The sequence below is a fragment of the Streptomyces sp. NBC_00258 genome (assembly GCF_036182465.1).
GTDB lineage: Bacteria > Actinomycetota > Actinomycetes > Streptomycetales > Streptomycetaceae > Streptomyces.
In genome coordinates this window covers 737,589-756,475 of the sequence record NZ_CP108081.1, presented here as the reverse complement: position 1 = coordinate 756,475, position 18,887 = coordinate 737,589, and the positions used below count along the sequence as shown (strand labels likewise).

19 protein-coding genes and 4 pseudogenes are annotated in these 18,887 nt (G+C 67.9%); 18 read left to right on the top strand and 5 right to left on the bottom strand.

The features are described from left to right. Positions 1-3: 3 nt before the first annotated feature. Positions 4-753: a GNAT family N-acetyltransferase gene (locus OG718_RS03520; protein WP_328843190.1), complete on the bottom strand. Its 750-nt coding sequence runs from the start codon at positions 751-753 to the stop codon at positions 4-6. A gap of 150 nt (positions 754-903) precedes the next feature. Between OG718_RS03520 and OG718_RS03510 the strand changes: the two are divergent. The 5 genes and pseudogenes from OG718_RS03510 to OG718_RS03490 all read left to right on the top strand — a co-directional run bounded on the left by OG718_RS03510 (position 904) and on the right by OG718_RS03490 (position 6,153). After that, positions 904-2,117: pseudogene (locus tag OG718_RS03510) on the top strand (serine hydrolase domain-containing protein). 118 nt (positions 2,118-2,235) lie between these two features. Then, positions 2,236-3,039: an SDR family oxidoreductase gene (locus tag OG718_RS03505; RefSeq protein WP_328843188.1), complete on the top strand. Its 804-nt coding sequence runs from the start codon at positions 2,236-2,238 to the stop codon at positions 3,037-3,039. 65 nt (positions 3,040-3,104) lie between these two features. After that, positions 3,105-3,623 carry a hypothetical protein gene (locus OG718_RS03500; protein ID WP_328843187.1) on the top strand — a complete coding sequence of 173 codons (519 nt, stop codon included), beginning with the start codon at positions 3,105-3,107 and terminating at the stop codon, positions 3,621-3,623. 57 nt (positions 3,624-3,680) lie between these two features. Beyond that, positions 3,681-4,751, top strand: coding sequence for a Dyp-type peroxidase (locus OG718_RS03495; protein ID WP_328843186.1), 1,071 nt, complete (start codon positions 3,681-3,683; stop codon positions 4,749-4,751). Continuing rightward, a complete protein-coding gene (locus OG718_RS03490) occupies positions 4,735-6,153 on the top strand; it encodes a sugar porter family MFS transporter (protein ID WP_328843185.1) in 1,419 nt (472 codons plus the stop codon). The genes OG718_RS03495 and OG718_RS03490 overlap by 17 nt, the downstream gene beginning before the upstream one ends. A gap of 86 nt (positions 6,154-6,239) precedes the next feature. Here OG718_RS03490 and ilvC read toward each other — a convergent pair whose 3' ends face one another. Next, the gene (gene ilvC, locus OG718_RS03485; protein ID WP_328843184.1) at positions 6,240-7,238 is read right to left on the bottom strand and encodes a ketol-acid reductoisomerase; all 999 of its coding nucleotides are present in this window, start codon (positions 7,236-7,238) and stop codon (positions 6,240-6,242) included. 136 nt (positions 7,239-7,374) lie between these two features. Continuing rightward, positions 7,375-8,577 carry an IS110 family transposase gene (locus tag OG718_RS03480; RefSeq protein WP_328843183.1) on the bottom strand — a complete coding sequence of 401 codons (1,203 nt, stop codon included), beginning with the start codon at positions 8,575-8,577 and terminating at the stop codon, positions 7,375-7,377. A gap of 586 nt (positions 8,578-9,163) precedes the next feature. Here OG718_RS03480 and OG718_RS03475 point away from each other — a divergent pair. Beyond that, the gene (locus OG718_RS03475; RefSeq protein WP_328843182.1) at positions 9,164-10,231 is read left to right on the top strand and encodes a ferritin-like domain-containing protein; all 1,068 of its coding nucleotides are present in this window, start codon (positions 9,164-9,166) and stop codon (positions 10,229-10,231) included. Between the two features lie 61 nt (positions 10,232-10,292). Here OG718_RS03475 and OG718_RS03470 read toward each other — a convergent pair whose 3' ends face one another. Continuing rightward, positions 10,293-11,471: a low temperature requirement protein A gene (locus OG718_RS03470; RefSeq protein WP_328843181.1), complete on the bottom strand. Its 1,179-nt coding sequence runs from the start codon at positions 11,469-11,471 to the stop codon at positions 10,293-10,295. 1,128 nt (positions 11,472-12,599) lie between these two features. On the opposite strand from OG718_RS03470, the gene OG718_RS03465 reads away from it, so the two are divergent. The 6 genes and pseudogenes from OG718_RS03465 to OG718_RS03440 all read left to right on the top strand — a co-directional run bounded on the left by OG718_RS03465 (position 12,600) and on the right by OG718_RS03440 (position 15,426). Then, on the top strand, positions 12,600-13,166 hold the full coding sequence (locus OG718_RS03465; RefSeq protein WP_328843180.1) for an Rv1733c family protein: 567 nt from the start codon (positions 12,600-12,602) through the stop codon (positions 13,164-13,166). Positions 13,167-13,327: 161 nt separating this feature from the next. Further along, positions 13,328-14,135 (top strand): annotated as a pseudogene (locus OG718_RS03460) (IS5 family transposase). Between the two features lie 438 nt (positions 14,136-14,573). After that, positions 14,574-14,807 (top strand): annotated as a pseudogene (locus OG718_RS03455) (ATP-binding protein); the annotation flags it as partial. 16 nt (positions 14,808-14,823) lie between these two features. Then, positions 14,824-14,904 (top strand): annotated as a pseudogene (locus tag OG718_RS03450) (PhnA domain-containing protein); the annotation flags it as partial. A 10-nt stretch (positions 14,905-14,914) separates the two neighbouring features. Continuing rightward, a complete protein-coding gene (locus OG718_RS03445; RefSeq protein WP_328848003.1) occupies positions 14,915-15,160 on the top strand; it encodes a hypothetical protein in 246 nt (81 codons plus the stop codon). A gap of 14 nt (positions 15,161-15,174) precedes the next feature. Beyond that, positions 15,175-15,426 (top strand): acyl-CoA-like ligand-binding transcription factor, encoded by a 252-nt coding sequence (locus tag OG718_RS03440; RefSeq protein WP_328843179.1) that lies wholly within the window; start codon positions 15,175-15,177, stop codon positions 15,424-15,426. A gap of 56 nt (positions 15,427-15,482) precedes the next feature. Here OG718_RS03440 and OG718_RS03435 read toward each other — a convergent pair. Further along, positions 15,483-16,354 (bottom strand): IS5 family transposase gene (locus OG718_RS03435; RefSeq protein ID WP_443054884.1). Its coding sequence is split into 2 segments (ribosomal slippage): positions 15,483-15,968 and positions 15,971-16,354, totalling 870 coding nucleotides; the frame shifts between segments, so codons are not numbered across the junction. Between the two features lie 199 nt (positions 16,355-16,553). Here OG718_RS03435 and OG718_RS03430 point away from each other — a divergent pair. The 6 genes from OG718_RS03430 (at position 16,554) to OG718_RS03405 (ending at position 18,814) form a co-directional block, all read left to right on the top strand. Next, positions 16,554-16,727 (top strand): hypothetical protein, encoded by a 174-nt coding sequence (locus tag OG718_RS03430; protein WP_328843178.1) that lies wholly within the window; start codon positions 16,554-16,556, stop codon positions 16,725-16,727. Positions 16,728-16,732: 5 nt separating this feature from the next. Further along, positions 16,733-17,071, top strand: a complete 339-nt coding sequence (locus OG718_RS03425) for an ArsR/SmtB family transcription factor (protein ID WP_328843177.1) — start codon at positions 16,733-16,735, stop codon at positions 17,069-17,071. Positions 17,072-17,183: 112 nt separating this feature from the next. Next, entirely contained in the window at positions 17,184-17,459 is a 276-nt protein-coding gene (locus OG718_RS03420; RefSeq protein ID WP_328843176.1) for an ATP-binding protein, read from the top strand. A 58-nt stretch (positions 17,460-17,517) separates the two neighbouring features. Then, complete coding sequence (locus OG718_RS03415; RefSeq protein ID WP_443055321.1) at positions 17,518-17,673, top strand: DUF6126 family protein; 156 nt, start codon at positions 17,518-17,520, stop codon at positions 17,671-17,673. A 386-nt stretch (positions 17,674-18,059) separates the two neighbouring features. Then, a complete protein-coding gene (locus OG718_RS03410; RefSeq protein ID WP_328843174.1) occupies positions 18,060-18,383 on the top strand; it encodes a hypothetical protein in 324 nt (107 codons plus the stop codon). A 26-nt stretch (positions 18,384-18,409) separates the two neighbouring features. After that, the gene (locus OG718_RS03405; RefSeq protein WP_328843173.1) at positions 18,410-18,814 is read left to right on the top strand and encodes a pyridoxamine 5'-phosphate oxidase family protein; all 405 of its coding nucleotides are present in this window, start codon (positions 18,410-18,412) and stop codon (positions 18,812-18,814) included. Positions 18,815-18,887: the final 73 nt, after the last annotated feature.

Genomic DNA, 18,887 nt, shown 5'->3' with positions numbered 1-18,887 from the left:
GCCTCAGGCAGGGAAGTCGAACAGGCGATACGCCCACACCGGCGTGAAGCCGAACCGCCGGTACAGCGCCTCACCGGCGGGACTAGCCACGAGTGCTGCCGCGCCCATGCCCCGCTCCCGCCCCACCCGGAGCGCGGCAGCTGTCAACGCCGCACCGACACCCCGCCGGCGGTGCGCCTCGGACACATGAACGAGGAAGATCCCGGCCACGCCGTGGGCGGCGATCACCACAGTGGTCCCGACCACCCTTTCCTCCAGCACCGCGGCCAGGCGGACGATGTCCGCGTTGTCCTCGCGCCGCGACTCGATGCGCACCATCCCGGCCTGCAGTTCGGGCCCGACACCCATCGAGGTCCGGTACGTGCCGACCAGTTCAGCCAGCCGTTCCGCATCCCGGACCCGTTCCACCCGCAGCCCCGCGTGCGCTTCCTGCGGTCCGGTCGGCGGCGCGAGTGAGCGCACCATGACCGGAAGGCTTGTGACCTGCCGTCCGCCGTGGCGTCGCAGGAGACCGGCCGTGTTCTCCGGACTGTCGGGCCCGACCCACCACCACCAGGGCACTCCCGTCAGCTCCCGGCGAACCGCCCCGACCGCTGACGGCGACAGTAGCCGCACCACGCCGTTGAACTGAGGGGCGGCCAGTCCGCTGCGAAACCGGTCGACGCCGTCTGCCGGCCACCTCTCCGTACCCCAACCCAGCAGGTACTGACGGAAGTTGGCGAACACCGAAGTCATCAGCGCGGGTTGCGCCATTGACAACATCTCCCTCACCTTGCGGTTCTCCACACTGTGTCCGTTATCGTTGCATCCGGCGCTCTCCGGCCTGTCATCGACCGCCAGGACCGCCTCTGCCTGGGTGCCGTGCCGTGAGTGTCTCCACCCGATCACGTCACAAGGAACTGGATGCGTATCAGGAACGCGAGCACCGTGCTCGCAGGCGCCGTCGTGATGGCCGCCGTGGCCGTGACGCCCGCGGGCGCCGCCCCACAACCACCCTTCCCGCCCCGTCGGCCGCGGGCGTACTGGCCGTCCAGAAGCAGGCGATGGCCGACGGAGCGTCCGGCGCGCTCACCCGTATCGACTCCGGTACGTCCCGCTACCGGATCTCCCCGGGCAAGGCGGACACCGCCTCCGGCACTGCGATGGACGCCGACCGCAGATTCCGCGTCGGCAGCGTCACCGAGAGCTTTACCACCGTCGTGCTGATGTAACTCGTCGCCGAGGGGCGCATCGACCTCGACGCGCCCGCGAACGACTACCTCGCCGAGCCGCTGCCGGACGACCGGATCACGGTGCGGCATCTGCTGAGCCACCGCAGCGGCCTGTGGGACGATACGAATGACATGTTCTATCACACTGTTCCTGGCTTCGAGGCGGTCCGGAACAAGGTGTTCACGTACCAGGAACTCATTGACCTCTCGACCGCACACCAGCTCACCAACGCGCCGGGGGCCGCCTACAGCTACTCCAACACCAACTTCGTGGTCCTGGGCGAGCTGATCGAGCACGTCACGGGTGTGCCGATGGCCACGCACTACGATCAGCGGATCTTCCAGCCGCCCGGCCTGAAGAACACCTCGTACGTGCATCCGCGAACGACCCTCACCGGCGCCTACGCGCGGGGCTACGTCCGTGACGACGACGCCACGCTGCCGCTGGTGGACGCCACCGAGCAGACCGCCTCCTGGGCCCAGTCCGCCGGAGCCGTGATCTTGAGTGCGGCGGACCTGAACCGGTTCTTCGGCGCCGTGGCGACCGGCAAGCTGGTTCCGAGGCCGCAACTGCAGGCCATGATGAGCATGGTCCCGATGAACGCGGACGGCACCCAGTCCTACGGGCTGGGACTGCGCGGCAGGAAGCTGTCCTGCGGCGTGACGGTCTACGGCCACACCGGCACCGTCCAGGGCCACTACACCTACGCCTTCACCACGGACGACGGCAGACGCAGCATGACGTCCATGGCGAACACGTCCAACAACGACACCGTAAACACCGTGCTCGGGGGCACGCTGGAAGCCGCGTTCTGCCGCGTCGACCCGGTCGCCAAGAGCAAGACCACCCGCTCTGCCGGCCAGCCGGTCACCGGGGACATCGCTCCCCAGGTCCCGCGCCCCTGAGCCACGACCCCAGGTGTCACACATCGGGCACCAGCCCGGTCAAACCCCTCAGCCGACCCGGGCGTTCCCGCGCCGGCACGGTCCGCCCGCGAGGCCGGTCGCAAGAGGAGGTTGTGGCATGAAGGTCGTGGTGTTCGACGACGGCGGACTCATGGGCGTCGAGACAGCTCTGTGGGTCAGAGACCACGGGCACGAGGTGGGCATGGTCTCGGCGCCCATGGGGCTCGACTCCCTCACGCCGGAGGAGGTCGCCGACGCCCTGCACGACTGTGCGGTGGTGATCGATCTCGCTCATCAACCGTCCCCGGCCACCGGCACGTTCCCGACGAGGAACGGTCAGGCCGGGGACGAGGCGGCTCACCTCGGTTCGTGGCTCAGCTCCACCGGCCGACTCCTCCGTGCCGCGATCGCCGGCGGGGTGCGACACCATGTGTGCCTTTCCGCGGTCGGCGTGGACCGGGTGCAAGGTGAAGGCGCCTTCCGGGCGCTGCAGGCGCGGGAAGCCATGATCGAGTGCTCCGGCACCTCCTACTCCATCCTCCGCAGCACACAGTTGTTCGAGTCCGCCGAGGGAATCGCGGACACGGCCACCGAGGACGGAGTCGTCCAGGTGCCAGCGCTGAGGGTGCAGCCGGTGTCCTTGACGGACGTGGCGATGTACCTCGCGCACATCGCGGTGTCCCGGCCCCTGGGCGGAGTGCGTGAGATCGCCGGTCCCGAACAGTTCGGGCTGGACCGGTTCATACGTATCGCCCTTGCGACGGACGCGGACTGCCGGCCCGTCCGCACACACGCCCGCAGCCCCTTCTTCGGCGCCCGTCCGCGCCCCGTGGACCTTCTTCCGGGCGCCGACGCCTTCGTCGCGCAGACCAGCTACCGGGAATGGCTCGCAGGCCGCCCCGCGCCCGAGGTCAGTTCCTGACCCGGCACGGCGACCGCCTGCCCGCGACACCACAGAACCGCCCCTACGCCAGAAGAGAACCACAGATGACGACACTGGACATCGAGCTGCTCGGTGCGATGCGCGAACTCGCCGCCGCACAGCTGCCCTCGGACACGTCTATCCACAGCGGACGGCCCCTGCGCCGATTCGCCCTGGAACTGCATGTGCCGGACGAGCGGCACCAGGAGCTGGAGGCCGAACTCCAGGCGGCCGCCACGGCCGAGGGACCGCACCTTCGCGGGAGCGAGGGGCGATGGCGCGTCCTGGACGGCTGGAGCAAAGTCTCGACGGGCCGCCGCCGCGAGATCTGCATCTACCGGATGGAGGTCCAGGAGGTCCAGGAGGCCGAGGTGCCCGACCTGGTCGACCAGCCGTTCCTCGCCCGGACCGCGGAAAGGGTCATGGCGAACTCCCGGGCGCTGGCGGAACTTCTGGAGGAGTTGCACGCGTGCGGGGTGCTGGATGAGGGGCGCTCGCTAGCCATCGCGGCGGCGGCCACACTGCGTCCCCTGACGCGCGAGGAAGCGCGCGAACTGTCCCGAACCGATCGACTGAGCCATTGAGCGCCCCCTGGCGCTGAGTCCGCCCACCACCGCTGCCGCAGCCGAAAGTGATGATCCATGTCCGGAGGGGTCGAGGAACCCGTGCCTCAGACGATCTTGTCTCCACTGACCAGTGCGGCGATCTTCCTGGTCGTCACGATTGACGAAGGCGGCGAGAGGACCGTTCGCGAACTCCTCCCGGACATCGGCTCACTGGAACGTGCCGTGGGGTTCCGCGCCCACCCCGACGGCCTGCTCAGCTGTGTGACCGGCGTCGGGTCCCACGCCTGGGACCGCCTGTTCGCCGGAGAACGCCCGGCCCGTCTGCGCTCCTTCAAGGAACTGCACGGCTCGCGGCACCGAGCCGTCGCCACCCCTGGCGACCTACTGTTCCACATACGCGCCGCGCGACAGGACCTGTGCTTAGCCCTCGCCACCGAGATCATGAGCCGACTGCGCGGAGCGGTCACGGTGCAGGACGAAGTACACGGCTTCCAGTACTTCGAGGAACGAGACCTCCTCGGGTTCGTCGACGGCACGGAGAACCCCACGGGTGCCCAGGCACCGGCCGCTGTGCTCGTAGGGGAGGAGGATCCCTGCTTCGCAGGCGGCAGTCACGTGGTGGTGCAGAAGTACCTCCATGACCTCGACGCCTGGGAAGCCCTGCCGGTCGAAGCCCAGGAGCGGGTGATCGGCCGACGGAAACTCTCCGACGTGGAACTGGCGGAGGACGTCAAACCGCCGGACTCCCACGTCGCCCTCACCACCGTGACGGACGCGGACGGCACCGAGAGGGAGATCCTCCGCGACAACATGCCGGTCGGCACGGTGGGCACCGAGGAGTTCGGTACGTACTTCATCGGGTACGCCCGCAGCCCCGAAGTCACCGAGACGATGCTGGAGCGCATGTTCCTGGGCGCGGAAACGGTGTCGCACGACCGGATCCTGGACTTCTCCACCGCAGTCACGGGCGCCCTGTTCTTCACGCCGTCCGCGGACTTCCTGGAGGACCTGCCCGAACTCCCGGACAGCCAGAGCCGATCGGCCGACGCAACCGTGTCACACCGTCCGGGCCCCACCGGTCTTCAGGACGAGACACCGCGCTCCCAGACCAGTGGCACAAGGAGTTCATGTGACCAGCACCGCTGAGACACCCCCGTCGCCAGCCCAGGCGGCTCACCCCACCCCTCTCGCCCACGTCGTCTCCATCGCGGCCGCGGCCGCGATGGGCGGCTTCCTCTTCGGCTACGACAGTTCCGTCATCAACGGCGCGGTCGAGGCCATCCGGGACCGGTACGACGTCGGTTCGGCGGTGCTGGCCCAGGTCATCGCCATCGCCCTGATCGGCTGTGCGATCGGCGCGGCGACCGCCGGCCGGATCGCCGACCGCATCGGCCGGATCCGCTGCATGCAGATCGCCGCGGTCCTCTTCACTGTCAGCGCCATCGGCTCCGCCCTGCCCTTCGCCCTGTGGGACCTGGCGATGTGGCGGGTCATCGGCGGGATCGCCATCGGCATGGCCTCCGTGATCGGCCCGGCCTACATTGCCGAAGTCTCCCCGCCCGCCTACCGCGGCCGGCTCGGCTCCTTCCAGCAGGCCGCCATCGTCATCGGTATCGCGATCTCCCAACTGGTCAACTGGGGCCTGCTGAACGCAGCGGGCGGCGACCAGCGGGGCAAGCTGCTGGGCATCGAGGCCTGGCAGGTCATGCTCGGCGTGATGGTGGTTCCGGCCGTGCTCTACGGACTGCTGTCCTTCGCGATACCGGAGTCCCCTCGCTTCCTGATCTCCATCGGCCATCACGAGAAGGCGCGCCGCATCCTCGAAGAGGTCGAGGGCGACAGGATCGACCTCGATGCCCGCGTCGCCGAGATTGAGACGGCCATGCGAGGGGAGGAGAGATCGACCTTCGCGGACCTGCGCGCCGGCGGCTTCTTCTTCAAGCCGATCGTCTGGGTCGGCATCGGACTGTCGATCTTCCAGCAGTTCGTCGGCATCAACGTCGCGTTCTACTACTCCTCGACGCTGTGGCAGTCCGTCGGCGTCGACCCGACCGACTCGTTCTTCTACTCGTTCACGACGTCGATCATCAACATCGTCGGCACGATGATCGCGATGATCTTCGTCGACCGGGTCGGGCGCAGGCCGCTGGCCATCGTCGGCTCGGTCGGCATGGCCGCCGCCCTGGCGCTGGAGGCGTGGGCGTTCTCCGCCCGCTCGGTCGACGGCGAACTTCCGGCCGGCCAGGGATGGGTCGCCCTGATAGCCGCCCACGCCTTCGTCCTCTTCTTCGCCCTTTCCTGGGGCGTCATCGTCTGGGTCATGCTCGGCGAGATGTTCCCCAACCGGATCCGCGCCGCCGCCCTCGGAGTCGCCGCCTCCGCGCAGTGGATCGCCAACTGGGCCATCACGGCGAGCTTCCCTTCGCTGGCCGACTGGAACCTCTCCGGCACGTACGTGATCTACACGCTCTTCGCCGCGCTATCCATTCCCTTCGTCCTGAAGTTCGTCAAGGAGACGAAGGGCAAGGCACTCGAGGAAATGGGCTGAATCCGACCTGCGTACCGCGGCGGCCCGGAACGGGCCGCCGCGGTACGCAGGTCGGATTCAGCCCGGCCCCGTCCGCGGCGCGCGACCTACGCCTCCTCGTCGACCGAGTTCATGAGCTTGCGCAGTTCCTTGCCGGTGGTCTCCAGCAGCAGTTCGGAGTCCTGCTTCCGGTACTCGTGGTACCTCTTCAGACCGCCGTGGTACTCGGCCATCCACTCACGGGCGAAGGTGCCGTCCTGGATCTCGGCGAGGACCTTCTTCATCTCGGCCCGGGTGGCATCGGTGATGATCCGCGGGCCGGTGACGTAGTCGCCCCACTCGGCCGTCTCCGAGATCGACCAGCGCATCTTCTCCAGGCCGCCCTCGTACATGAGGTCCACGATGAGCTTCAGCTCGTGGAGGCACTCGAAGTACGCGATCTCCGGCTGGTAGCCGGCGTCGGTCAGCGTCTCGAAACCGGCCTTCACCAGGGCGGAAACACCGCCGGCGAGAACGGCCTGCTCGCCGAAGAGATCCGTCTCGGTCTCCTCGGTGAAGGTCGTCCTGATGACACCGGCACGGGTGCCGCCGATGCCTTTCGCATAGGACAGCGCCAGCGCCAGCGCCTGACCGGTCGCATCCTGCTCGACGGCCACCAGACAGGGAACGCCGCGGCCCTCTTCGTACTGACGGCGCACCAGATGGCCCGGGCCCTTGGGAGCGACCATGCAGACATCTACGCCGGCCGGCGGCTTGACGAAGCCGTACCGGATGTTGAACCCGTGGCCGAAGACCAACGCGTCGCCGTCCCTGAGATGCGGGGCGATGTGCTCCTCGTAGATCTCGCCCTGGAGGGGATCCGGTACGAGGATCATGATGACGTCGGCTTCGGCGGCGGCCTGGGCCACCGTCACCACCCGCAGACCCTGCTCCTCGGCCACGGCCCTGGACGCGGAGCCCTCGTGCAGGCCGACGCGCACGTCGGCGCCGGAATCCCGCAGGGACAGCGCATGGGCGTGGCCCTGGCTGCCGTAGCCGATGACCGCGACTCTGCGGTTCTGGATGAGGGACAGATCGGCGTCCGCATCGTAAAACAGCTCAGCCATGGAACACACCTTTCTTGACGACTCCTCGGGCACGTCAGCCGAAACCAAGCTGCGAATGAGCACGGCCTCCCGGAAGAGCGGGAACACAAAGGAACAGGCGAGGAAGGCATGGGGGGGGGTGCCTCTATGTCTTTGGTCAAGTGAGGCGTGGGGTTCTGGGTTCGTAGAAGGTGCCGTCGCGGAGCATTGCGAACAGCACGTTGATGCGTTGTCGGGCGAGCCGGAGGAGGGCTTGCGTGTGGGTCTTCCCGCGGGTTCGGCAGCGGTTGTAGTAGGTGCGGGAGGCGGGGTCGTGCAGGGCGGCGAACGCGGACAGGAACATGGCGCGTTTGAGCTGCCGGTTGCCGCCTCTGGGGGCGTGTTCGCCGTGGATCGAGGTGCCCGACGACTTCGTGGTCGGGGCGAGGCCGGCGTAGGAGGCGAGGTGGGCGGCGGTGGGGAAGCTGGTGCCGTCGCCGACGGTGACCAGCAGTGTGGCGGCGGTCCTGACGCCGACGCCGGGCAGCGACGTCAGGACCTTCGAAAGAGGGTGATCCTCCAGCAGGGCCGTGATCTGGACTTCCGTCGCCCGGCGTTGTTCGTGGACGGAGCCGAGCGAGCGGGCCAGCGACGGGATCACGATGTCGAGCGTGCCGGTGCCGGGAACGACGACGGTCTGCTCGTCGAGTGCGTCGAAGACATCGTCGATCAGCCGTGTCGCCATGCGCGGGGCCTTGGGGCGGATCACCTCGACCAGCCTGCGGCGTCCGGCCTTTCGCAGCGCGGCCGGGGATCCGTAGCGTTCCAGCAGCCAGGTGACGGCCTGGTGGTCCAGGCGCGGTCCGAGGACGCGTTCCAGCGACGGGTGGAACTGGGTGAGCAGGCCGCGGATCCGGTTGGAGGTGCGGGTGGCCTCGGCTGCCAGGTCCTGGTCGAAGCCGACGAGCACGGTCAGCTCGGCGGTGATCTCGTCGGTCAGCTCCAGCGAGCGCAGGGTGTGGGGCATGGTGCGGGCCGCGTCTGCGATCACCGCGGCGTCCTTCGCGTCGGTTTTTGCCTCGCCGGGGTAGAGGTCGGCGATTCGCCGCATCGCCAGGCCGGGCAGGTAGGCGACCTTGCAGCCGGTGTCCCGGGCGACGGTCAGAGGCAGAGCTCCGATGGAGGCCGGCTGGTCCACGATCACCAGGACGGTGCCGAACTTGGCCTTCAGCTTGTCGAAGACGTCCCGCAGCTTCGGTTCGGTGTTGGGCAGTTGCTTGTCGAAGACCTTCTTGCCGGCCGGGGTGAGGCCGTGGCCGTGGTGGGCGCTCTTGCCGACATCCAGGCCGAGGAAGACGCCTATGTCGTCGCTGTCGTTCAAGCCGTCCTCCCGAACGAGGTTGTGCGGTGCTGGCCGGGGCGCTGGCGTCGTGCGCGCATCCACGTTATGCAGACCTGCCGCCTGTGTAAGACCGGGCATTGCGCTCGGCCAAGCGGTGGTCGGGCCTCTCATCAGCGTCTCCAACGGCGCCTCTCGGGCCCGGTGGCACCACCCCCCAGGTCATCGGTTCGACAGGGGGGAACAGCCATGCCGGGCCCGGAGGCCAGCAGTCCTCTTGCAGGACCGCGGAAAACATAACGGGGGGGGGAAGTTGTCCCTCCGCCACCAGCGCCCGGATGCCACAGCGCGCAGGCCCGCCACCCGTGAACACTGACACTATCTCACGTTCGCTGTGCATCGAATCAGTGTGGAATATTGCGAACAGTGTCATGGGTGGTGACATCAGGCCAGCACCTGCGCATGTCACAGATGCTCCGACTCGCCGGTCAGTGGATTGACCTCAGAGGGTGTGCCCGCACCGCCGTGGACGGCCGGCCCGTTCTCCGCTCCGTGAGGACGGCGGCGTTCAGCCTGTGCCACTGCATGAGCACCCCTTACGCCGACCAGCAGAAATGAGCTTTCCGCCATGCCTCAGGACCAGTCCACCACGCTCGCCGCCGCTGCGACGACCGGCATCGCGACCTTGGAAGACCTACGCAGGCACCTGCAGTGGGCGATCGAGATCGAGCACTCCACACTGCCGCCGTACCTGACGGCGCTCTACTCCCTCGACCCCGAACGCAACGCGGACGTCGCCCAGTTGATCAGCGGCGTGTTCGTCGAGGAGATGATCCATCTCGCCCTGGTCGCGAACCTGTTGAACGCGGTCGGCGGCGAACCCCGCCTGGACACACCGCAGATGCTGCCGCCGCATCCGCGGACCATGCCGCACGCCGACCCTGCCATCGAGCTGTCGCTCCTGCCGTTCGGCAAGGAAGCCCTCGGCATGTTCCTCCGCCTCGAACAGCCCGCGCACCCCGGAGACCCGGCGGAAGGCGACAACTACGAGACGATCGGGCAGTTCTACGACGCGGTCGAGAAGGGCCTGCGGGACCTGTGCGCCGAACTGGGCGAGGAGCGGGTCTTCACCGGCGACCCCGCCCGGCAGGTCTTCGGCGGCCCGTTCGCTCACACGGCGGGCCACCTCGCCCCCGTCACCGACCTGAACACCGCACTCGCGGCGCTGGAGGAGATCGTCGAACAGGGGGAGGGCGCGGCACGCGCCGACGTCTGGGACGGGGACAAGGACCTGTTCCACCCCGGGACCAAGGCCGTCTCCCACTACTACCGGTTCCAGGAGCTCGCGGTGGGGCGCCGCTATCAGCCGGGCGACACACCGGAATCCGGTCCCACAGGCGACCCGGTGACCGTGGACCTGGCCGGAGTCCGGCCCGTGCGCCCCAACCAGCGGTTGGCGGACCACCCCGAGGGCAGCGCGATCCGCACCGCGCAAGAGACGTTCAACCAGACGTACTGCAAGATGCTGCAGATGCTGGAGCAGGCCTTCAACGGCAACCCGGCGATGCTGGGCATGTCCGTGGGCACGATGTACGCGGCCAAGGGCCAGGCGCAGAGCCTGATGGCGATGCAGGACGACGACGGCCTGGCGGCCGGCCCGACCTTTGAGTACATCGCCCCCGAAGACCGGGTCTAGCGCGCACTGTTGACGCTCCGCGGCAGGGTATTGAGGGCGCTCCGACCGACCCGGGGCGCCCTCAGGCGTCGGAACCTTCGTGCCGCACGAGGACGAGCGAGCCCGCGATGAGCAGGGAAGTGATGATGCCGGTGCCCAGTACGGGGAAGGGTGTGACCGTCGAGGAGAGGATGGCCAGAGCCGCGACAGGCGGAAGAACGTTGGCCGCCGTGGACAACTGGGCGGCCCGTCGGTGCAGCAGCCACACACAGGTGACGAAGAGGGCGACGGGCACCGTGTAGACAGCCGCGGCTTGGACGTTGGTGAGCGTACGGCTGCCGGTGGTGACGTGGGCGACGTTGACCGCGAGCGCCGCGCCGACAGCAGCCGCGGCGGCGAAAACGACGTAGTGCCCGTAGCCCCACAGCATCGCCGTCTTCTGTGTCCTGAGACGGCGCGGCGCGTCCTGAGCGAAGTACATCCACCACAGCGCGAAGACGGTCAGCAGCCCGCCCAGCGCGATGGGCAGGATGGAGCCGAGGTTGTTGTGGGTGTCCAGAGCGGTACCGACGGCGAGGCTGGCGGCCATGACGGACTCGCCGAGCACGATCAAAGTGAACAGACCGTAGCGCTCGGCTATGTGCTGTGGATGCCAGGTGGTGCCCTCGGCACGCTCGGCCCAGACCGGCACAGCGAGTTCCAAGGCGGCGAGGACGGCGAACGTGGCTGTCCCGCCGTCGACCGGCAGAGCCAGCCGCACCAGCCAGCCGATCTGCAGGACCAGGATGCCCACGGCGTACCGCAGCGCGGTGCGCCGGCGTTCCCGGTCCGTGCAGGCGGCGCGCAGCCACTGACTGACCATGGCCAGCCGCATCACCACGTAGCCCCAGGTGATGACGGTGAAGTCCCGGTGCTCCAGGGCCTCAGCGGCTCCCGCAGCCACGATCAGGGCACCGATGATCTGAATCAGCGTCAGAAGACGGTACGGGACATCATCCGTGTCATAAGCCGCCGCGAACCAGGTGAAGTTCATCCAGGCCCACCAGATCGCGAAGAACACGAGCGCGTATCCCAGCAGACCACGCCCCGAATGGCCCGAGACCATCTCATGCTCGAATGCCGACGACGCCTGGGCGACAGCGGCAACAAAGCAGAGGTCGAAGAACAACTCCAGCGCGCTGGCGGCACGATGCTCCTCACCAGCATGGCGGGCGAGCATCGGCCGGTACCAGGCGGTGAACGTGTGCGTGGACTGACTCATGGCGTCCTGATCTCTCGGGCGGGACAGCATCGGGAACGGCGTGCGAGGAGGGCGGGAGGGCCGCTGGCGACGAGAACCGTCCGAAGCGGGTTGTTTCGGCCGGGGCCCGTTGTCTACGACCGGGGCCGGCGAGAATTTGTGACAGACCTTCGGTGGGCGAAGGCGTCACCGCTCATCACCCCGCCTCTCATGGCAGAGACGACACACTCCACCACGGACCTGGCGTGTCCGAAGCAGAGGAGAGGCCGAGGTCAGTTCTTTGATTACGAGTACAACGACGACAACCTGTGCCCGGCATGCCGATAGACGGCTCCGCGGTAACCGCCATGGGGCCGACCACCGACGCCGCGCACGAAGGGATGGTGTAGGGCGGCCCACCGCTATGGGCAGGGATCGAGCCCAGCCGACGTGCAGCGGGCCGCTGCCGCACCAGGCGGATAGGGTCGAAAACACCGGATGCCTACACGCTGACGTTCGGACTGCCGAAACAAGTCGAGGCATGGATCATCGATCAGGACGCAGGCACGCCCGCCCGCACCAGATGGGTGAAACAGAGCAGGCTGTCCGCCATGACGGTGTACTGGATGGACGACAGCCACGCTCACATCTTTCGGCTCCGCTACGAGGGGAGGCTCATCGACCGGCTCGTCACTCTGGGCGGCGACCGCGTTGGCCCGGGCGAGAAGCAGACCGAAGTGCTCGGGCGCGCCCGGCCCGACGCCCCAAGCTACTGGAAGCGTCCCCGCACACAATGTCGTGCGCCTTCGGGAGGTGAGCCAGGGCATTGGTACGAAACGAACGCGGCGCTCCTTGCCGGACACGGATAGTGTCGGGATGGTCGCCGATAGTGATCATCGGGAGCCTTGGCCTCGGGTGCGGCTCCGCTCATGAAGGCGCGGCCTCGGTGTCCCCTGCACCCGGCCGGGCACAAGGGACACCGAGGCGTCGACGAACTCTGGTGGCATGCAGGCTGAAGACGACTGCCGACCAGATGCCCCGGCCCACCCGTACGGACGGGATTGGGCGTTAGCTGACGACGGTGGCCAAGGCCTGACCGATCGGGGTCCTCCAATGCCTTCCGTAGCACACTGGAAGTGTGCTGTCGGAGCTCAGAGCAGGTGTCTGCCGATGGCCAAGACACGGCGTGCGCGATGGCGGCGCAATCCGCTCAAGCGACGCAGCGACATCGTCGAGGCCTGGGTCGTGCTCGCCGGGTGGGTACTCGCCCTCGTGGGCAGCTTGCTCGCAGGCTTGGTGACTGCGGACTCGGTCGAGCGCGCCGCCGACCGGCAGCGGGTGGACAGGCGCGCGATCTCGGCGATTCTTGCCGAAGACGCGGAGGGTAAAAGTTCTCCTTGGGCGGTGAGCGACCACCGGGTGCGGACCAAAGTCCACTGGACCGCGCCGGACGGTTCGACACGAACGGATGAGGCCAGGGTGGCGCCCGAGACCCCGGCCGGAAACCGGGTCACAGTATGGGTCGACAAGGGCGGCAGCCTTGTGATCGAGCCCATGACCGACGAGGAGGCGGACATCCAGGCGGCTTTTGGAGGCGTGCTGGCTGCGATGGGCGCGGGTGCGGCCGTGTCGGGCGCCGTTTGGATGGTGCGCCGGTGCTTGGACCTACGGCGTATACAGCAGTGGGCCGCGGAGTGGGAGCGGATCGACACGCGGCGGGGGTGGAAGACCGGCTGACGGTAACAACCGGCGACCTGGCCCGTGCCCCCGGACTCCCCGTATCATCCGCCAGCTAGCGCTGTGACCGCATCGACACCTCGGGCTTCTAACTGACCGTTTCAGAATGACATTCGTTGTGGGGCTTGGCAGTTGGGTGTTGTGTCGGCAGGATCGGTTGAGTGGCTGCTGAACTTGTGCCTGATGACCTGTGGGAACGTGTAGCCCCGCTTTTACCTGCTCGGCCGCCTCGGCGGCATCGGTATCCGGGGCGGTTGCCGGCAGATGACCGGGCTGCGCTCAGAGGCATCGTCTACGTGCTGTGCAAAAGCGTGAGCTGGCGGGACGTTCCCGCAGAACAGGTCGGCTGCAGTGGCGTGACGGCCTGGCGGCGACTGCGGGACTGGACCGAGGCCGGTGTCTGGCCGCAACTGCATGAGGTGCTGCTGGCCGAGCTGCGTGCGGCGGGTCTGCTGGACGTGGACGACGCCGCGATCGACGGATCGCACGTGAGGGCTCTGAAAGGGGGGCTCACACCGGACCTTCGCCGGTCGACCGGGCCCGGCCCGGCAGCAAGCACCACTTGATCGTCGACCGGCAAGGCACCCCCTTTGCGTCTCACTGACCAGCGGGAACCGCCACGACATCACCCAGCTGATGCCCCTGCTCGATGCGATACCCCGCATCCGCGGTGTCCGCGGTCGACCCAGGCACCGGCCAACTCGGCTGTTCGCCGACCGCGGTTACGACTACGACAAGTACCGCCGCCTTCTCCGGGCTCGCGGCATCACACCCAAGTTCGCTCGAAAAGGCATCACGCATGGCTCCGGCCTGGGAAAGACGCGTTGGGTCGTGGAGCGCACATTTGCCTGGCTGCACCAGTTCAAACGGCTGCGGATCCGCTACGAGAAGCGCGCAGATCTCCACCTGGGCTTCCTCCAACTTGCCTGCAGCATCATCTGCTTGAGACGACTCCGAACCTCATTCTGAAACCATCAGTAAGTCGTCAAGCGGCAGCGGGCCGTTGCCTGCTCCAGCCGAACAAGATGGTGATCAGACGCTGGCGAAGGCAGACAGGAGTGTGTCGGTGCGGAGCTGGAGCTCAGGTGTCTCGGCTCCCGTGACGCTGACGGACACTTCCTCGCCACCGACGGCTTGAGCAAGGGCGATTTCCAAGGTGGTGCTCGTGCCAAGCAGGGGGTACGAGTACCAGCCATCGTGTGCTTCGTCGTCTGTGTCCTGAACCCCGACTTCGATGGTTTCCTAGTCGGTTTCGTTGAAGGCGTTTACCGGCGTAGCTAGGACAGCAACTCAAGGAAGGCGTGCAGGTTGTGGCCCCAGATCCATCCGGCAATCGACTCGGTCACGCGTCCCCCGTCCTTGCGAGAGGGGCAGCGTGGCAGACATGATCTGCCGTCAGGCTGCGGCGGCGAGTTCGCCCTGCTGATCGCACTGGGCACAGCCGCCGCGATGGCCAGCTACCGCGTCCGCTACGTCACCGCCGCGGCCCTGGTCAACGAGCTCGTCGAGGCCGCCGACGACAAACAGCTTGGCAAGACCATCACCCGCTACGGACGCGTCGATCTGCTCTGTATCGATGAACTTGGATACCTCGAACTCGACCGGAGGAGCGCCGAGATGCTCTTCCAGGTTCTGACGGATCCGGCTGGCCCACGGGGTCGACGGGCACGACATCGACTGCACGATCGATGGTTTCGGGGCAATGCAACTCAAATCAAGCGTCGTCAAGAAAGCCTGATCTGCGACCGGTGGTGGACGATCGGCCCCCATCACCTGACGGCGACCACGCCGCCGTCCCGACGGTCGTCGAGGACCCTGAGGAAGTCGCCGCTCTGCTGGGTGAGTTCGGCTGGCGCAAAGGGCCCAAGGCCGCCAAGGGGCTGATGCTCGGCCTCCCAGGCGACCGGCAGCCCACCGACGACGAGCTGCGCACGGCCGCCGCGAAGACCCGCTTGGTCTGCTTCCGGATGGAGCCCGAGCGGCCGGGCCGGTAGCACTCGACCGGCTGATGCGGTCGACGGAGACCCTTCCCGCCCGCAAGCACTCCAACTATGAGCGCCAGGAGCGGATCATCACCGAGGCCCTAGCCGAACGCTGGCGGGACCCTGAATGGCAGCAGGCACTCCGGCTGGTCGCCATGGTCGGGCTCGGCACACTGCCCCTGGCCATCGAGATCTGGAGCAGCCTGGAACGCCCTGGGCCGCTGGCCAACCATCTGGACGAGGCTTTCGCGGCAGAGCGATCCGAGTTGATCCGGTGACTCGCCGACTGCGCCGGACCCGCGGCTCGCACTCCGGCTAGGCGGTTTCGTTTGGATCAGCGGGCGGACCAGAGGAAGATGCCCGCGATGTGAAGTCCGGCGAGGTAGATGGTCGCGGTCTTCTCGTAGCGGGTGGCGATGCCGCGCCACTGCTTCAGGCGGTTGATGCACCGCTCGACGGTGTTGCGCTGCTTGTATGCCTCGCGGTCGAAGGCCGGCGGTCTGCCGCCCGCCTGTCCGCGCTGCCGCCGGTTGGCCTGCTGGTCGGCGCGTTCCGGAATCACCGCGCGGATGCCGCGTCTGCGCAGGTGGTCGCGGATCGCGCGGGAGGAGTAGGCCTTGTCGCCCAGGACCAGGTCCGGCCTGGTGCGGGGCCGTCCAAAAGGGCGGGGAACGCGCAGGCGGGACATGACGTCCGTGAAGGCGGGTGCGTCGCCGGCCTGACCGGCGGTGAGGACGAACGCCAGTGGTCGGCACCGGCCGTCGGCCGCGAGATGGATCTTTGTGGTCAGTCCGCCGCGGGACCGGCCGATGGCGTGATCGTCCGGCTCGCCGGCCGGGGCCCCTTTTTGCGGGCTCCGGCCGCGTGCTGGTGTGCGCGCACGATGGTCGAGTCGAGCGAGACGGCCCAGTTGAGGTCCTCGTCCGCGTCGGCCTGGGCCATCAGTGCGGTGAACACCCGCTCCCAGGTGCCGTCGACGGCCCACATCCGCAGCCGGTTGTAGACGCCCCGCCAGTTGCCGTACTTCTCCGGCAGGTGCACCCACTGCGTACCGGTCTGGAACTTGAAGGCGATCGCGTCGATCACCTCACGATGGTCCCGCCAGCGGCCACCCCGCTTCGGCGTCCGGTCCGGGAGTAACGGCTCGATCCGCGCCCACTGCGCATCAGTCAACGGCACACCCGGACCAACGACCGTCTGATCCAAACGAAATGGCCTAGTACTGCAACGGTGCTTGCCCGGCAACCCTCGCGACATCCCCAGGGCCGGGGCACAACCGCGCGGCGCACCCGCCAGCCTTCTGTGAGAGAGACGCATTGAGGGTGCTACTTCGAGGCCTATAATTGAAGAGTTCTTCAATTGGTTAGTTGCGTTGGTAGATAGGTGATCAAGAGCGGAGGTCGGGGTGGGCGAGTTCGCCGAGGCGCTGTTGGCGCGGGTGCGGGAGGCCCGGGCCGACCTGGCGGCCGCAGTGGAGGCCGGGGACGTGTACGCGGCCTCGGTGGCGCAGAGCGACCTGGACGATGTGGTGTGGCTGGCCCGCCGTCATGGGATCGACGTCGAAGCGGGCGAGGAGTGATCGGGATGCCGGTTCCGCTGTATGAGGCGAAGGCGGAGTTCTTCCGGATGCTGGGCCATCCGGTGCGGATAAGGGTGCTGGAGCTGCTGCAGGGCGGGCCGAAGCCGGTGCGTGACCTGCTAGCGGCGATCGAGGTCGAGCCGTCGAACCTGTCGCAGCAGTTGGCGGTGCTGCGCCGTTCCGGGATCGTCACTGCCACCCGCAGCGGGTCAACGGTGGTGTACGAACTGGCGGGCGGGGACGTGGCCGAGCTGCTGGCCGCCGCCCGCCGGATCCTGTCCGTCCTGCTGGCAGGCCGACAGGACCTGCTGGAGGAGCTGCGTGCTGCGGAGCCTGCGCGGTGACGCGCGGACACCTGTTCCAACGATGGCGCCAGGGTGACCTGCGGCGGCACATCGTGTCGGTACCGGTCGGGCCGGAGCCGGTGTCGCGCCGGGCTCCGCGTTCGCCGACGCGGTGCTCCTGGTGGTCAGCGAGCTGGTGGTAAACGTGCTGCAGCACCCGTCGCGCTCCCCGGTTGCGGAGGTGGGGATGACGGTCGGAGCGGGACAGCTGGTGGTCAGCGTCGCCGATGCCGAGCCGCAGCTTCCCGTCCTCCGGCCGGGCGCGATGGGCGCGGGCCTGCAGCTGGTGGCCGAGCTGGCCGCCGCGTACAACGGCGATGTCAGCGCGGAATCAGCCGTGGACCGTGACGGCAAGGTGGTCCTGGTCCGGTTCGACATTCCGTCGTAGGGATCTGGGGATCAGGACAGAGGGAGGCGACACGGTGGGTGGCAGGGCGACAGAGCGGCTGGAAGACAAGCGAGGCAAAGGCAAGGAGAAGGACAGGGAGGCCTGGATCGAGCGCGGTGTGGCGATCCGGGCGGGCTTCTACATCTTCGGCACGCATCTGTTCGCCGGGTTCGTGTGGCTCCTCTTCTACCTCGGCGAACACGCCAACAAGTAGCCAATGAGCACATGAGTGGCCGGCACACGGGCCGACCGGCTTCCTGCCCGGGCCTCATCTCCCTGTTTCGCGATGAGCAGGCAAGGCGCGCAGGAGATCGGAGATCCACGTGAGTGGCTGTACGTCGCCCGCGCACCGCTACCCCCTTCCCGACCGCAGCTGGCCCTGAACACGCGATGAGGGCCTCTTGCATCAGCCGACTTTTGTGACCGCCGGAAGCGGAGAGAAAGGACTGCCGAAGTTGATCACTGTTGTGGGGCACCCGGACCTCGCCCCGGGGACGCTGAGGCTGTTGGAGGAAGAACTCCGCGAATGGCTGGCCCGGTGTGCCGAGGCGGGGCGGACGGGCGTTCGGACGGGCCGCGAAGCAGGCTGGGCTGGCGCTGGTGACTGTGGTGCCCACGCTGAACCGGGTGCCCGCACTGCTGAGGGAACGGGACCGGCTGGCGGCCGGGGAGTTGTTGCTGCTGTCGCAGCAGGTGCGGCTGCTGGAGTACGACCCGGTGGACCAGGATGCGTGCGTGCGCGCCGACGAGCGGCTGCTGCGGGCCTGCGCCCGGGTGGTGGCTATCTGGGACGGCACCGCAACCAGCGGCCATGACACCACCGCCCATCTGGTGGCCTACGCCCGCAGACGCGGCATCCACGTCGAGGTGCTGTGGCCGGACGGCGCCGAGCGCATGCCGGGACCAGGAGAGGAATCATCATGACGGCCGGTGCGCCACCGCGGGCTCGCATGGTCGAGCTGGGCCGGGACAAGGCACTGAAACTGCTGGCCGGGACGCCAGTGGGACGGGCGGTGGTCTCCCATCAGGCGCAGCCGACGATCCGCCCGGTCAATCATCTCGTGGAGGTGAACGGCGAAATCGTCATCCGTACGCACGCCGGGGCCGCGTTGCTCGGCCGTGCGGCGCGGTCGGAGGAGGTTGCCTACGAGGCGGACACCCTTGACCCAGTGACCCGGACTGGCTGGAGCGTAGTCGTCACCGGCGCCGCCAACCTTGTATCGGACCCCGCCGAACTCGCCCGCTACCTGACACAGCTCACGCCTTGGACCGACACGGAAATGGACCACGTGGTGCGGATCAGGGCCGACGTCGTGACCGGGTACCGGCTGGTCGGCGGCGACGCGTGTTTCTGACCGGTCAGAGGTCGTTGCCGGCGTAGGAGAGATTGAAACTCTTGTTGGTGAGGGGGAAGTCCGGGACGATCGT

Bases quoted from the DNA above. Each gene is read 5' to 3' on its own strand.
- OG718_RS03505 (WP_328843188.1), top strand. From the start codon at position 2,236: ATGAAGGTCGTGGTGTTCGACGACGGCGGACTCATGGGCGTCGAGACA.
- OG718_RS03405 (WP_328843173.1), top strand. From the start codon at position 18,410: ATGGTCGAGCTGGGCCGGGACAAGGCACTGAAACTGCTGGCCGGGACG.
- OG718_RS03425 (WP_328843177.1), top strand. From the start codon at position 16,733: ATGCCGGTTCCGCTGTATGAGGCGAAGGCGGAGTTCTTCCGGATGCTG.
- OG718_RS03500 (WP_328843187.1), top strand. From the start codon at position 3,105: ATGACGACACTGGACATCGAGCTGCTCGGTGCGATGCGCGAACTCGCC.
- OG718_RS03465 (WP_328843180.1), top strand. From the start codon at position 12,600: ATGGCCAAGACACGGCGTGCGCGATGGCGGCGCAATCCGCTCAAGCGA.
- ilvC (WP_328843184.1), bottom strand. From the start codon at position 7,238: ATGGCTGAGCTGTTTTACGATGCGGACGCCGATCTGTCCCTCATCCAG.
- OG718_RS03470 (WP_328843181.1), bottom strand. From the start codon at position 11,471: ATGAGTCAGTCCACGCACACGTTCACCGCCTGGTACCGGCCGATGCTC.
- OG718_RS03520 (WP_328843190.1), bottom strand. From the start codon at position 753: ATGGCGCAACCCGCGCTGATGACTTCGGTGTTCGCCAACTTCCGTCAG.
- OG718_RS03495 (WP_328843186.1), top strand. From the start codon at position 3,681: ATGTCCGGAGGGGTCGAGGAACCCGTGCCTCAGACGATCTTGTCTCCA.
- OG718_RS03440 (WP_328843179.1), top strand. From the start codon at position 15,175: ATGCGGTCGACGGAGACCCTTCCCGCCCGCAAGCACTCCAACTATGAG.
- OG718_RS03475 (WP_328843182.1), top strand. From the start codon at position 9,164: ATGCCTCAGGACCAGTCCACCACGCTCGCCGCCGCTGCGACGACCGGC.